Raw genomic sequence first — 13660 nt, forward strand, 5'->3', positions numbered from 1 at the left:
GCGGGCTTCACCACCGATATTCGAAGCCGATCGTGCCCTGGTGCGACGTCAGCTCGTTGCGGAACTTGCCGTCGTAATTGACGTAGAGCCGCGCGGTGTTGGTCAGGCTGAGCGAGGCCGAGGCGCCGGCGTCCATGCCGTAACGGCTCTCGCCGATGCCGGGGACGACGATGTTCTGGGTCCCGAGGCTGACCTGGACCGAACCCAGATCCTGATAGAAATTGTCGACGAACTTGCCGTAGGCCGAGAGGTCCAGGATCTTCTGGTCGAAAATGAAGTAGCGCCCGATCTCGGCGCCGATCATGACCCGCGCGCGCGCGATCGCGCTCGAGCCAACGTTGAGCGGATCGAGTCCGCCCGCCTCCTGGAACGCCGCGCCGGTGGCCCGCACATATTCGAGCGCGCCCTTGGGCACGATGCGGATCTGGTCCCTGGTCCAGTAATAGCTGATCTCGGTCAACGCGCCGTCGACCGCGGCGCGATAACCCGCCGTCGCCAGGCCAAAGCCGGTATCCCGGCTGGAATGGACCTTGCCGAAACCGTGCACCACCGCGAAGGCCCAGGTCCAGGGTCCCTTGTCGACGGAGCCGTTGAAGCCGATCTGGGTCAGGTCGAGCGTCGCCGATTGCAGCGCGAGCGGCACGTCGATGTCGGTATGGCTCTGATCGACGGAGAAGCCGAGATTGACGCCCGGCGCGACCCGAGCACCGAAGCCGGCGACGCCGCCGAACGTCTTGCGCTTGTCGCCGACGAAATCGCCCTGCGGATCGGTCCGGACCGAAACGCCGTAGCCCTCGTACCAGGTGCGGTAACGCGGATCCTCCGTGCTCGCCGAGGCTCCGCCACCGCCGGGGTTGGTTCGGAACGCGCGATTGACGCCGCCGGAGGCCTGATTGCCGAGGCGCTCCAGGAAGTTCGAGCCGAGATTGAGTGCGCTGTTGCCGGCCGACTGGTCGTAATTGGTCGAGGTCGGCATCGGCACCGGGGTTGGCGACGGCGTGGGTGTCGGGGTCGGGGTCGGCGTCGGGCTTTGCGCGAAGCCCGGCGTCGCCGACATCATCACGGCGAACGCAAGCGCCATGGCGATCGCGGCCACGATCCGCCGGACGCGGTCCAACCCGATCGTCTGCCATGTTCCCGAACGCTGCGAGGGGCAGCCCATGCCGACAAATCCCGATGGCAAAATGGCGATCCGCAAAAATGCAACACGAGTTGCGGCGCGTGCGGCGATTTGTGCCGAACTGCCTCGGAGGGTCAACCGGTTGGCATGCGACGGCCGGGGCTATTGCCCTCGATTGTGGTTCCGCGGCCACAGGTCGCAAATAGCAGGCGCGTGCGCCCGGTCCGATCTTGAAATCCGGGCGCGGCTTGCTAACGCGCGATTTTCATGTTGCAATGTCGGACACAATCGGAATTGGCGCTCGGCTGTGCGTTTCGCGACCTTGAGACTCAAGACTCGAACAGACTTCCGGAAGCCCGTTTGTGGCGTGGCGTGCGAAAAGCAGCCGCGTCTTTTTTGTATCTAGCGGAGGAGACTACGATGCCACAAAAGGGCACCGTCAAATGGTTCAACCCGACCAAGGGCTATGGGTTCATCAAGCCGAACGGCAGCGACAAGGACGTGTTCGTCCACATCTCCGCCGTCGAGCGTGCCGGACTCTCCACCCTCAATGAAAACCAGGTGGTTGAATACGACCTCGTGGAGAACCGCGGCAAAGCCTCCGCGGAGAACCTCAAGGTCTCCTGATTTCTCTCAAAGCCAAAGCGCGAGAGATCATGACGTTGCCCCCGGCGCTGCCGGGGGATTTTGTTTGGGACGACGAAACGCGACCACGCCTCAGTTCGCCACCGGCGCTACCAGAAAATTCTCCGACGCCGAACTGCCCGCCGTCTTGCAGACGTCGCCCTCGATCTGGACCTTGCCGGTCGCAAGCAGGCTTAGTGCCGCAGGATAGATGCGGTGCTCGACTTCGAGGATGCGCTCCGACAGCGTCTCCGCCGTGTCGTGATCGCTGACGGGTACCGCGCCTTGCATCACGATCGGGCCAGCATCGGTCTCGGGGATGACGAAGTGCACTGTCGCGCCAGACAGTTTGACGCCGGCGCGCAAGGCCTGGCCGTGCGGATCGAGGCCCGGAAACGACGGCAGCAGCGAGGGATGGATGTTGAGCATCCGCCCGTACCAGGCCCTGGTGAACTCGGCGGTAAACAGGCGCATGAAACCGCCGAGGCAAATCAGCTCGATGCCGTGCCGGTCGAGCGCTGCCTGCAACACGGCCTCGAAGCCGGCGCGGTCCTTGCCGAACGGCTTGCTCTCGATCACCAGTGTTTCCACGCCGGCCGCCTTGGCCCGTTCGAGTCCGAGCGCATCAGCCTTGTTCGAGATGACGAGCGAAACCTCCGCCGGAAAATCCGCCGCGCTTGCGGCCTTGATCAGCGCGGACATGTTGGAGCCGCGGCCGGAGATCAGGATGGCGACGCGGCGCTTCATCACAGCGCCAGTCATCACAGTGCCATGTCGAGATGGCCGTTATAGACGACGCGGTGCTCGCCCTCGGCCGGGATCACGGTGCCGAGTTGCGCCACAGTCTCGCCGGCATCGGTGAAGACCCGCACGACATCGTCGACCTTGTCGGGCTCGACGATCGCGATCATGCCGATGCCGCAGTTGAAGGTGCGCAGCATCTCCAGCTCGGCAATGCCGGCCTGGGCCGCCAGCCATTTGAACACCGGCAGCACCGGCAGGCGCGCCAGATCGATGCCGACGCCGAGATGGTTCGGCAGCACGCGCGGAATGTTGTCGGTGAAACCGCCGCCGGTGATGTGGGCGAGGCCCTTAACCGCTGCCGTTTCGCGGATCGCGCGCAGGCAGGATTTGACGTAAAGCCGCGTCGGCGTCAGGAGCGCACCGCCGAGCGTCATGACCGGCGAGAACGGCGCCTGCGCCTCGAAGCCGAGACCGGACTGTTCGACGATCTTGCGCACCAGCGAAAATCCGTTGGAGTGCACGCCCGACGAGGCCAGGCCGATCACGGCGTCGCCCGCGGCAATGTCCTTGCGCGGCAACAGCGTGCCGCGCTCGGCGGCACCAACGGCAAAGCCGCCGAGATCATAGTCGCCGTCCTTGTAGAGGCCGGGCATTTCGGCGGTCTCGCCGCCGATCAGAGCGCAACCGGATTCGCGACACCCTTCGGCGACGCCGGCGACGATCGAGGCGGTGGCCTCCGGGTCGAGCTTGCCGCACGCGAAATAGTCGAGGAAGAACAGGGGCTCGGCGCCCTGTACCACGAGGTCGTTGACGCTCATGGCGACGAGGTCGATGCCGATCCCGCCATGCAGGCCGGTCTCGATCGCGATCTTGACCTTGGTGCCGACGCCATCGGTGGCCGCAACCAGGATGGGATCCTTGAAGCCGGCCGCCTTGAGGTCGAACAGGCCACCGAATCCGCCGATCTCGGCGTCGGCGCCGGGTCGTGCGGTGGCGCGCACCATCGGCTTGATCAGGTCGACCAAGCGGTTGCCCGCGTCGATATCGACGCCTGAATCGGCGTAAGTGAGGCCGTTTTTGCGGTCGGTCATGCCCGATTTCCAGTGGGTTTGCGGCTGGTTACGTCGAATTCCGGGGACGCGCAATGGCAAGCGTGGCGCCCCGCCCTATACTATGTAGATATCAACTGGTTCAGCCTCGAAGGGGCCGGATTTCGAGGTCAGGCCGGGTGCCGGGAAGCGCCGCGTGAGTATTCCGAATATCATTACCCTGGGCCGCATCATGCTGGTCCCGATCATCGTCTGGGCCATCGTGTCGAGCCAAATGGAGGTGGCGTTTGCCGTCTTCCTGATCGCCGGCATTAGCGACGCCGTCGACGGCTTCCTGGCCAAGCGTTTCAATATGGCGAGCGAACTCGGCGCCCTGCTCGATCCGCTCGCCGACAAGGCCCTCTTGGTCTCGATCTACCTGTCGCTCGGCATCTGGGGCGACATTCCCCGCTGGATCGTGATCCTGGTGGTATCGCGCGACATCATGATCGTCGCCGCCGTGATCGTGTCCTGGCTGTTCGACAAGCCGGTCGAGATGAAGCCGTCGAAAGTATCCAAGCTCAACACAGCGGCGCAGGTGGCCTATGCGGCACTGGTGCTGGCCGCCCTCGCCTTCGGCTTCAAGCCCGGTCCTTATGATATAATCCTGATGGCCCTCGTGACGGTCTTCACGCTGTCCTCCGTGTCGCTCTATCTCGTCGAGTGGCTGCGGCACATGAGCACGCTCGAGGCCAAATGAAGGGGATACGGCCCCGCAAAAGGCCAACTCGGGATCGAATAAGTCAAATCTCTTCAGACGAGGCCGGCGCGCCGGCATGGAGCAAAATAAGCGTGCCAGGCCGCGTTCATCCCCGACAATTGGCATTTTCGCTTCCGCACGCGGAGAGCCTGAGCCGGGACAATTTCCTCGAGGGGCCCGCCAATGCCGCCGGCCTTACTCTGATCGACGGCTGGCCGGAATGGCCGCATCGGATCATGTGGCTGGCCGGCCCCGAAGGCAGCGGCAAGAGCCATCTGGCCGCGATCTGGGCCGAGGAGGCTGGCGCCCGCTCGACCACGGCCAATGCGATGACCGCGGCCAGTGTCCCCGGCGCGCTCGCGACCGGCGCGCTGGTGGTCGAGGATCTCAAGGCCAGAGACTTTGACGAGCGCGCCCTCTTCCACCTCATGAACCTCGCCCGCGAGGACGGCGCTTACGTGCTTTTCACCGGCCGCGAGGCGCCGGCGGCGCTCGACGTCGAGCTCCGCGACCTGCGCTCGCGGCTTCGGACGATTCCAATGATTTCGCTACTGTCGCCGGACGACCAGCTGTTCCGCGGCCTGATCGTCAAGTTCTGCGCCGACCGCCAGCTCGCCGTGGACGAAAGCGTGGTGAGCTACCTCGCAACCCGGCTGGAGCGGTCGTCCGCCGCAGCGCGGCGCGCCGTGGAGCTGCTCGACGGCGAGGCCCTGCGGCTCGGCCGTCCCGTCACCCGGGCGCTCGCAGCCGAGCTGCTTCGGGATGCTTGACCGCCACGCCCCTCGGAGCCGCTTGACGCGGCGCGACGGCGGAACATCAATGTCATCGAAACGTCATCGCACTAACACATGCTCCGGCCGGTTTTGGGCGTAAGTCGCAAATTGGGGCGACCTGGATGGATCGACTTCTCATGGATTCCGCGCAAGCTATTGATACAAAAGAGAAAGCCACGGAACCCGAGCGTCAGCCGGCGATCGCATCGAGCCCGGAGCGATTCATCAATCGCGAACTCTCGTGGCTGCATTTCAACCGTCGGGTTCTCGAGGAATCGGTGAATCCCAGCCACCCTGTACTGGAACGGGTGCGTTTCCTGTCGATTTCGGCGAATAACCTCGACGAGTTCTTCATGGTCCGCGTCGCCGGCATCAAGGCGCAGGTGCGCGAGGGCATTGCCGAGCGCGCGCCGGATGGCCTGACACCGTCCGAACAGCTTGCGCTGATCAACCGGACCGTCCCCCAGTTGGCCTCCGATCAGCACGCAATCTGGGCCGATTTGCGCGGCACGCTGGCCGGCGTCGGCATCATACTGGTCGACGGCAAGGAGGTCACCAAGACGGAGCGGATCTGGCTCGAGGACTACTTCCTCAACAATGTTTTCCCGCTGCTGACGCCGCTGGCGATTGATCCGGCGCACCCCTTCCCGTTCATCCCGAGCCTCGGCTTCACCATCGCGCTCCAGCTCACACGCGAGGCCGACGGCAAGCCAATGAACGCGCTGATCCGCATGCCCGGCAAGATCGACCGCTTCATCCGCCTGCCGGCCGAGGGCAAGGTCAGGTTGATCTCGCTTGAGCAGGCGACCGGTCTGTTCATCAACCGTCTATTCCCTGGCTACAGTCTTCACGGCCAGGGGGCCTTCCGCATCATCCGCGACTCCGAGCTCGAAATCGAGGAAGAGGCCGAAGACCTCGTCCGCCTGTTCGAGACCGCGCTGAAGCGCCGCCGCCGCGGATCGGTGATCCGGCTCGAGATCGACGCCAAGATGCCGGAGGAGCTGCGCAGCTTCGTGCAGCATGCGCTGTCGGCGGCCGACGACGAGGTATTCCTGGTCGACGGCGTGCTCGCCATGAACGAGCTGTCGCAGCTTACGCGCCTCGACCGCCCCGACCTCGAATTCACGCCTTACGTGCCGCGCCATCCCGAGCGCGTGCGCGAGCATGGCGGCGACATCTTTGCCGCCATCCGCCAGAAGGATCTGATCGTCCATCACCCCTACGAATCCTTCGACGTCGTGGTGCAGTTCTTGCAGCAGGCCGCGCGCGATCCCGACGTCGTCGCGATCAAGCAGACGCTCTACCGCACCTCCAACAACTCGCCGATCGTGCGCGCGCTGGCGGAAGCGGCCGAAGCCGGCAAGTCCGTCACCGCGCTGATCGAATTGAAGGCGCGCTTCGACGAGGAGGCCAACATCCGCTGGGCGCGCGACCTCGAACGCGCCGGCGTGCAGGTCGTGTACGGTTTCCTCGAACTGAAAACGCACGCGAAGCTCTCGATGGTCGTGCGCCGCGAGGGCGGCAGCCTCACCACTTACGTTCATACCGGCACCGGCAACTATCACCCGGTCACCGCGCGTATTTATACGGACCTCTCCTACTTCACCTCGGAACCGACCATCGGCCGCGACGCCGCGCGCGTGTTCAACTTCATCACCGGCTACGCAGCACCAAGCGATCTGGAAAAGATGGCGGTGTCGCCGCTGACCCTGCGCAAGCGCATCATCGAGCACATCCAGGGCGAGACCGAGCACGCGCGCCACGGCAAGCCCGGCGCGGTCTGGATGAAGATGAATGCGCTGGTCGATCCCGACATCATCGATGCGCTCTACGAGGCCTCACAGGCCGGCGTGCAGGTCGAGCTCGTCGTACGCGGTATCTGTTGCCTCCGCCCCGGCATTCCCGGTCTGTCGGAGAACATCCGCGTCAAGTCGATCATCGGACGCTTCCTGGAACACGGCCGAATCTACTGCTTCGGCATGGGCCAAGGCCTGCCGAGCGCGAAAGCGGCTGTGTATATCTCGTCGGCCGATATGATGCCGCGCAACCTCGACCGCCGCGTCGAGGTCCTGTGCCCGCTGCAAAATCCCACGGTGCATCAGCAGGTTCTCGAACAGATCATGGTCGCGAATTTGAAGGACAATGAGCAGAGCTGGCAATTGTTGCCGGACGGGTCCTCAACGCGTATGAAGGCCGCGAAGGGCGAGGAGCCTTTCAACGTACACAACTACTTCATGACAAATCCGAGTCTGTCTGGCCGTGGAAAGTCGCTCAAGGAATCCTCGCCGCGCCGTCTCACGCGCCGGAACGAACGCCATCAGTCCTGACCGGAGATTCCTGCCGTGAAACGGCCGCGCAAGCGTGGCGCTAGTGTCGCGGTCATCGACATCGGCTCCAACTCGGTTCGTCTCGTCGTCTACGAGGGACTGACGCGGAGCCTGATTCCGATCTTCAACGAGAAGACGCTGTGCGGCCTCGGGCGTGAGGTGCAGAGCACGGGTCTGCTCGCGCCCGATGCCGTCGACAAGGCGCTGACCTCGCTCAAGCGCTTCCGCGCGCTGTGCCGCGTGATGCAGGTCGGCCGCGTGTTCGCGATCGCCACCGCTGCCTGCCGCGACGCCTCCAACGGCCCCGACTTCATCGCGAAAGCCGAGCGCATCTGCGCCGTGAAAATCGAGATCCTGTCGGGACCGCGCGAAGCGAAGCTGTCGGCGCTTGGCGTGATCTCGGGCATTCACCGCCCCGACGGCATCGTCGGCGATCTCGGCGGCGGCTCGCTCGAACTGATCGACGTACGCGGAAACAGCGTGCGCAGCGGCGTGACGCTGCCGCTGGGCGGCCTCGCGCTGCAGGACCTCGCACACAAATCGCTGAAGCGCGCCGACCGCATCGTACGTGAGGCAATCGACGAAGTGCCGCAGCTCAAGGCGGGCAGCGGCCGCAGCTTCTATGCCGTCGGCGGCACCTGGCGCGCGCTCGCACGCATCCACATCATCCAGAGCGGTTACCCGCTCCAGGTGATGCACGGCTATTCGATTTCAGCAGCCGAAGCGCTCGACTTTTCGCGTCGTCTGCGCCGGCTTGCGGCCGTCGACATGCTCGCCGACATCGAGATCGTCGCCGATGCACGCCGCCCGCTTCTTACCTATGCGGCGCTGGTGCTCGAGCACATCATCCGCGTGGCGAAGCCCAAGACCATCGTGTTTTCGACCTTCGGGGTGCGCGAAGGCCTGCTGCACGAGAAGCTGTCGGAGAGCGAGCGCAACAAGGACGGGCTGATCTGCGCGGCGGAAGAGCTGAACCAACTGCTGTCGCGCTCGGCCAAGCACGCTCGTGAGCTGATCGCCTGGACCGACCGCCTCGCGCGCGTGGTCAAGCTGCGCGAGACCGAGGAGGACCGCCGGCTTCGCCATGCGGCCTGCCTGCTTTCCGACATCGGCTGGCGCGTGCATCCCGACCATCGCGGCGAGCAAACGCTGAGCCTTGTCGTCAACGGCAATTTCGGTGCAATCACGCACACCGAGCGCGCCTTTGTCGGCCTGTCGGTGTTCTATCGCTATGCCGGGTTGAGCGAAGAGAACCAGCCGCCGGTCACGATGCAGGAGTTGCTGACGCCGGCCCAGCTCGAACGCGCCCGTCTCCTGGGCGCAGCGTTCCGTGTTGCCCATCTGATCTCGGCCGCACGTCCGGGCGTCCTGCCCGCCACGCATTTCCGCAGCCAGGGTCGCAATCTGATGCTGGTGTTCGAGCACAGGCTCGGCGATCTCGTCGCCGACCGCGTCGGCAGCCGCTTCAAGCAGCTCGCCCGCCTGATCGGGCGCAGCGGATCAATCGTGCGGCGTTAGGGCGAAAAAGGGTTCGACGCCGTCGTGCGGAAATCTGATGCGCCTGCCATAGCGAGCTTCGCTCTGGTTGCCTACGAGTTCTTTTCCCTGATCCAGGCAGCCAATTGCTGATCACTGCGCATCCGCGATAGCTCGAGCTTCGAGGCTACCAACAGAGCATCACTTTGCGGCTCGTCCTGACCGAGCTTGGCTTTGCCTCGAATGGTCGTTATCGACACCTCAAAACCAACAATCATCGACATCCGCCGGGCGATGCCGTCCTCCGGCAACTCTCGCATCGTCCATTGCTCGGGACGGCCACTCTCATATCGCTTCGTCAGTTGGTCGATCCACGAACGTGTTGTTTCCTGGTCCTGCAGCGAGACGTCGCCCTCCGCTTCGACCATCACCTGGTACATGGTTGGCGCCATATCGCGGGCCGGGTACCAGCTTGGACTCACATAGGTGCGCGGCCCAGGGTCAGGACACGCGAACCGCTATTGATCGACGACGCCTGCGGGTTCGACCGGGCGACATGGCCGACCAAGGTTCCCAGTTTGCCGCGACTTCGATCCAGCAGGAGTGGAATTGCCGTCACAAGCGGTACGTCTCCGCCGTTACACATCAGCAAGGCCCACGGATCGGAGTCGATCAAATCGAGCGCCTCATCAGTGGACATGGCCCAACATTGCCGGAAGAGCATCACCGAGCCACCGAAGCAGGAAAACCATAGCGCATCAGGTCGGCCTGGAATTCCTTGACCGATGTAAAGTGATGGCCGTGAAGACCAGCCTCTCTCGCGCCGGCGACGTTTTCCGCAAGGTCATCGACGAACAGAACGACGTCCGGTCTCACGGAAAGTGCAGCGAGGCACCGCGCATAACATGAGACATCAGGCTTTGCCGCCCGAAATTGAGCCGACGCATACATTCTCGAACCGAAGAGCGGGCGGAGTTCCGGGCAGAGAAGGTCGATGTGGTCCACGACCAGCTCCGTGTTGTTCGTGAGAACGGCCACGTCAACGGACCCGCGCAAGTGATCGACGACTTTCAGCATCGCGTGGTCCGGCGTCATCGACGCACGACGAGCGTCGAGCCATTCAGCAAGGCTTAGATCATGGCCGATCCGCTCGCCAAATTCCCTCAGGTACTCCTGACGTGAAAGCGTGCCATCGTCGCCCGACCGCTCGAACCCGCTCTCCCAGATGGCCTGATAGACGTCCGCAGCCGTATTGCCGGAGAACTCCGCCAAGCGGCTGGCACGAGTGCGCCTGTCGTAGGCACAAAGCACGTTGTCCATGTCAAACAGGACGAGCTCGATTTTCTCAGCCATGAGCATTCCGGTGTTGGGGCAGATCCATCAGGCAGACCCGTGAGGAACTCTCAGGGCTTCAATGCCAATAATTAACAAACTCACTGGCGACAACCGAGTAAATCTGAGATGCATACGTGATGGAAACTCACGCATGAGCACTCCCCGCCTGCCTCCCTTGAATGCGGTACGAGCCTTCGTGGCCGCGGCCAGACATGCGAGCTTCACACTCGCCGCGACCGAACTGGGCGTCACCCATGGGGCTGTCAGTCGCCAGATTAAGCTCCTTGAAGACCATCTGGGCGTGCAGCTGTTTGTCAGGGAGACTCGCCAAATAAGCCTGACCTCCGTCGGCCGGCACCTGTTCGCAGGGTTTGCACCCGCGCTTGAACAGATCGCAGCAACAGCCACGGCCGCCGCTCGCCTGTCCCCCGTTTCAAGCCTGCGCATCAATGTCCGGGCGAGTTTTGCGGCGCGCTGGCTCATTCCCCAGCTTCCGAGCTTCATCCGCAAATATCCTCACATCGCACCGCAAATATTCACTAGCTCCGAGGAGCCGGTGCGTCTAAGCCGCGATAGCTTCGATGCCGTCGTCCGCCGAACCAAGGCTGGCTGGCCATCCGATCTCAAGCCACGTCCCTTCATGGCCGACCAGGCATATCTCGTCACTGCACCATCACTGCTCCAAGCCAAGCCGGTCGAAAAGGCCGAAGACCTGGCGGGACATGTCTTCCTTCATAGCGTGACGCGGGCCAGCGATTGGCGTGAATGGCTTAGATTCGCTGGTGTCGATGGGATCCATCCCACCAACGAGATGCAGTTCGATCATCTCGACTTCGCGTTGCGGGCGGCAGCAGATGGATTGGGAATTGCTGTTGGGCCCGCGAGCTTGGTCGCTCACGACATCGCGTCCAAACGATTGTGCCATGTCCTGCCAAAGCTGGTCCGGCCGCTAGAGCCTTACCTCGTCGCGCTCAGCGATGAGTCGAGCCCGGCGGCCCAAGCCTTCGTACAATGGCTCGCATGCGAGGTATTCGATCTGTCGGGGAACTCCAAACCGCAATGGCATGGAGGCGCAACTCGACTTGCGCCAAGTCGTGCGCTCTCTTCGCATGGTGAAACCGAAACGGACTAGCGTACGAAGCCCAAATCGATCCAGCCTCTCCAACCTTGGAGGTGCAGCTATTCCGCCGAGGCCTTGGCGTGCTCGAGCGCAGCGTGGCTCAGCCTGCGCCGGCGCCAGATCGAGCCGACCAAAAGCACGACGACGACGCCAAGCGCCGCACAGAGATATTCGGCGCCAGCGCCGCCGTGGGCGAATTGCGGCGGGATGTGCAGAGCGCCGAGCATCGTGTCCAGCGAGGCGCCGAACCGACCTTCAAATAACGTGTGCAGCTTCGGCGCGATGCCGGGATCGGTCGCGATCACCTCGCCCGCGACCCAGCCGAGCAGCGCAGCACCAGCCCAGACCAGGATCGGCAGCTTCGAGAGCAGCGCCATGATCAGCGCCGCGCCAGCGACGATCAGGGGAACGCTGATGGCAAGGCCGAGGACCAGCAGCGGCACGCTGCCGTTGGCAGCCGCGGCGACTGCAATGACGTTGTCGAGGCTCATGATGATGTCGGCGACGACGACGATCTGCACCGCCTGCCACAGATGCGAGGCCGACTCGACGCCGTCCTCGTCCTCGTTTTCCGGCACCAGCAGCTTTGCCGCGATCACGATCAGCGCGAGGCCGCCGACCAACTTGAGGTACGGCAGTGCCATCAGGCTCACGACGATGCCCGTGAAGATGACTCGGAGCAGCACCGCTGCGCCGGCGCCCAGGATCATGCCCCAAAGCCGGTGCCGCGGCTTGAGGCCGCGGCAGGCAAGCGCGATCACCAGCGCATTGTCGCCGGACAAGAGGATGTTGATCCAGATGATCTTGCCGACTGCAATCCAGAAGGTCGGTTCGGCCATCTCATTGCGGAACTGGGTGAAGAATGCCCCGATCGTGGCGGGATCGAAGATCTGCCAGAGCCAGCTCACAATAAGTCCTTTCGCCCCCTCGACTTAACCTATCGGCTGAAAGCTCAGCCGACGATCTCGTTGCCCGAGAAGAACTGCGCGATTTCGATCGCGGCGGTCTCCGTCGCGTCCGAGCCGTGGGCGGAGTTCTCGCCGATCGACTTTGCGTAGAGCTTGCGGATGGTGCCCTCGGCCGCCTTCGACGGATCGGTCGCGCCCATGGCATCGCGGTACTTGGCGACAGCGCCCTCGCCTTCCAGCACCTGGACCACGACCGGGCCCGAGGTCATGAACTCGACCAGTTCGCCGAAGAACGGGCGGGCCTTGTGAATGGCATAGAAGGTCTCGGCCTGTTCCTTGGTCATGCGGATGCGCTTCTGCGCAACGATGCGCAGGCCCGCCTTCTCGATCACGGCGTTCACGGCGCCGGTCAGGTTACGCGCAGTCGCGTCGGGCTTGATGATCGAGAAAGTGCGTTCCATGGCCATGATCTTGTCCTTGAAGAGAAAAACGGTGGTTCGGAGTTGCGGGGCTTATATCGGCGCCTTCGCGATCCGGCAAGCGACCGCCGGAACGGCCTCACGGGCGCTTCGCCGCAGGCCAAGACTGGATTCCAGACCGGATTCCAACATGGATTACAACGATTTCACGCAGATGAACCCAATCTGAAGACCCTGTCAGGGTTTGGTTCAGCCACGCCGGCGTAACGTGGGGTCCATCGAAACCAAAGCCTTCTCCCGAGGCGGACCGTTTCGGCGGCCTTTCCATCGACGCGATAGCCCCGCGCCGGCAGTTTTAGGAGATCACCATGTTGAGGAAACTTTCGCTCGCTGCAGTCGCCGCAGTCGCGCTGGGTGCCGCGCTGGCCCCCACCTCCGCCTCGGCGCACTGGCATGGCGGTGGCGGCGGATGGCACGGCGGTGGCGGCTGGCATCACGGCGGCTGGGGCTGGGGCGGACCGCGCTTCTATGCTGCCCCTGTCTCCTACGGCTATGGCGGCTGCTATGTGCGCCGGCTGGTCCCGAGCCCCTGGGGACCCCGCTGGCGGCTGATCAACCGCTGCTACTGAGCCTCCAAATACCTTCCTGAGGTACCGTGCCCCCTGCGGTACCTTCCAAGAGAGGCCCCGGCGTTCCCCCCGCCGGGGCCTTGTATTGAGGCAGATACGACGAATTCATACAATTTTTACTAGAATGCCAAGCATGCCCGACGCTTGGCGAAACCATCTTGGGGCCAATGACTTGGTACCGTGTCGTTACTTTTGAACACACGGAACCCTGCGATGGCTGGTCCTATTGCCAATGACAGCGAACAGATCGACCGGCGCACCAGCCGCTCGATTTGCAATGCCGTGGGCGAGCGGCTGCAGCAGAGCCTGCGTCCCGAACCCCAGCTCCCGACGCATCTCGAGCAGCTTTTGAATGAGTTGAAGAAGCGCGACCGCGACTCACATTGATTGGAGCATG

16 protein-coding genes are annotated in these 13660 nt (G+C 63.6%); 8 read left to right on the forward strand and 8 right to left on the reverse strand.

Annotated elements, in window-relative coordinates; translation table 11 throughout:
- Positions 1 to 7: 7 nt before the first annotated feature.
- Positions 8 to 1162, reverse strand: a complete 1155-nt coding sequence (locus ABIA96_RS09400) for an autotransporter outer membrane beta-barrel domain-containing protein (RefSeq protein ID WP_354136763.1) — start codon at positions 1160 to 1162, stop codon at positions 8 to 10.
- 378 nt (positions 1163 to 1540) lie between these two features.
- On the opposite strand from ABIA96_RS09400, the gene ABIA96_RS09405 reads away from it, so the two are divergent.
- Positions 1541 to 1747, forward strand: coding sequence for a cold-shock protein (locus ABIA96_RS09405; RefSeq protein ID WP_007591938.1), 207 nt, complete (start codon positions 1541 to 1543; stop codon positions 1745 to 1747).
- Between the two features lie 90 nt (positions 1748 to 1837).
- On the opposite strand, the gene purN is transcribed toward ABIA96_RS09405, so the two are convergent.
- Together purN and purM are read right to left on the reverse strand one after the other, a co-directional pair.
- Positions 1838 to 2491, reverse strand: coding sequence for a phosphoribosylglycinamide formyltransferase (purN, locus tag ABIA96_RS09410; RefSeq protein ID WP_354137121.1), 654 nt, complete (start codon positions 2489 to 2491; stop codon positions 1838 to 1840).
- Positions 2492 to 2505: 14 nt separating this feature from the next.
- Positions 2506 to 3579, reverse strand: coding sequence for a phosphoribosylformylglycinamidine cyclo-ligase (gene purM, locus ABIA96_RS09415; protein ID WP_354136764.1), 1074 nt, complete (start codon positions 3577 to 3579; stop codon positions 2506 to 2508).
- 154 nt (positions 3580 to 3733) lie between these two features.
- Here purM and ABIA96_RS09420 point away from each other — a divergent pair, with 154 nt between their 5' ends.
- The 4 genes from ABIA96_RS09420 (at position 3734) to ppx (ending at position 8894) form a co-directional block, all read left to right on the forward strand.
- On the forward strand, positions 3734 to 4276 hold the full coding sequence (locus ABIA96_RS09420) for a CDP-alcohol phosphatidyltransferase family protein (RefSeq protein ID WP_354136765.1): 543 nt from the start codon (positions 3734 to 3736) through the stop codon (positions 4274 to 4276).
- A 92-nt stretch (positions 4277 to 4368) separates the two neighbouring features.
- The gene (locus ABIA96_RS09425; protein WP_354136766.1) at positions 4369 to 5046 is read left to right on the forward strand and encodes a P-loop NTPase family protein; all 678 of its coding nucleotides are present in this window, start codon (positions 4369 to 4371) and stop codon (positions 5044 to 5046) included.
- 140 nt (positions 5047 to 5186) lie between these two features.
- Positions 5187 to 7376: an RNA degradosome polyphosphate kinase gene (locus tag ABIA96_RS09430; RefSeq protein ID WP_354137122.1), complete on the forward strand. Its 2190-nt coding sequence runs from the start codon at positions 5187 to 5189 to the stop codon at positions 7374 to 7376.
- A 15-nt stretch (positions 7377 to 7391) separates the two neighbouring features.
- A complete protein-coding gene (gene ppx / locus ABIA96_RS09435) occupies positions 7392 to 8894 on the forward strand; it encodes an exopolyphosphatase (protein WP_354136767.1) in 1503 nt (500 codons plus the stop codon).
- Between the two features lie 71 nt (positions 8895 to 8965).
- On the opposite strand, the gene ABIA96_RS09440 is transcribed toward ppx, so the two are convergent.
- Genes ABIA96_RS09440 through ABIA96_RS09450 form a run of 3 tightly spaced genes read right to left on the reverse strand, consistent with a single transcriptional unit; the run spans position 8966 to position 10205 of the window.
- Positions 8966 to 9292: an FMN-binding negative transcriptional regulator gene (locus ABIA96_RS09440; RefSeq protein WP_354136768.1), complete on the reverse strand. Its 327-nt coding sequence runs from the start codon at positions 9290 to 9292 to the stop codon at positions 8966 to 8968.
- Between the two features lie 38 nt (positions 9293 to 9330).
- A complete protein-coding gene (locus ABIA96_RS09445) occupies positions 9331 to 9552 on the reverse strand; it encodes an FMN-binding negative transcriptional regulator (RefSeq protein ID WP_354136769.1) in 222 nt (73 codons plus the stop codon).
- Positions 9553 to 9575: 23 nt separating this feature from the next.
- Complete coding sequence (locus tag ABIA96_RS09450; protein ID WP_354136770.1) at positions 9576 to 10205, reverse strand: HAD family hydrolase; 630 nt, start codon at positions 10203 to 10205, stop codon at positions 9576 to 9578.
- A gap of 133 nt (positions 10206 to 10338) precedes the next feature.
- On the opposite strand from ABIA96_RS09450, the gene ABIA96_RS09455 reads away from it, so the two are divergent.
- Complete coding sequence (locus ABIA96_RS09455; protein WP_354136771.1) at positions 10339 to 11319, forward strand: LysR substrate-binding domain-containing protein; 981 nt, start codon at positions 10339 to 10341, stop codon at positions 11317 to 11319.
- 47 nt (positions 11320 to 11366) lie between these two features.
- On the opposite strand, the gene ABIA96_RS09460 is transcribed toward ABIA96_RS09455, so the two are convergent.
- On the reverse strand, positions 11367 to 12215 hold the full coding sequence (locus ABIA96_RS09460; RefSeq protein ID WP_354136772.1) for a TerC family protein: 849 nt from the start codon (positions 12213 to 12215) through the stop codon (positions 11367 to 11369).
- A 44-nt stretch (positions 12216 to 12259) separates the two neighbouring features.
- Positions 12260 to 12682, reverse strand: coding sequence for a nucleoside-diphosphate kinase (gene ndk / locus ABIA96_RS09465; protein ID WP_354136773.1), 423 nt, complete (start codon positions 12680 to 12682; stop codon positions 12260 to 12262).
- Between the two features lie 320 nt (positions 12683 to 13002).
- On the opposite strand from ndk, the gene ABIA96_RS09470 reads away from it, so the two are divergent.
- Together ABIA96_RS09470 and ABIA96_RS09475 are read left to right on the forward strand one after the other, a co-directional pair.
- The gene (locus tag ABIA96_RS09470; RefSeq protein ID WP_354136774.1) at positions 13003 to 13263 is read left to right on the forward strand and encodes a sulfur globule protein precursor; all 261 of its coding nucleotides are present in this window, start codon (positions 13003 to 13005) and stop codon (positions 13261 to 13263) included.
- A gap of 213 nt (positions 13264 to 13476) precedes the next feature.
- Positions 13477 to 13650 carry a hypothetical protein gene (locus ABIA96_RS09475; RefSeq protein WP_354136775.1) on the forward strand — a complete coding sequence of 58 codons (174 nt, stop codon included), beginning with the start codon at positions 13477 to 13479 and terminating at the stop codon, positions 13648 to 13650.
- Positions 13651 to 13660 lie beyond the last annotated feature (10 nt).

The organism is Bradyrhizobium sp. LB11.1, assembly GCF_040549385.1.
In the GTDB taxonomy this organism is placed as follows: Bacteria; Pseudomonadota; Alphaproteobacteria; order Rhizobiales; family Xanthobacteraceae; genus Bradyrhizobium.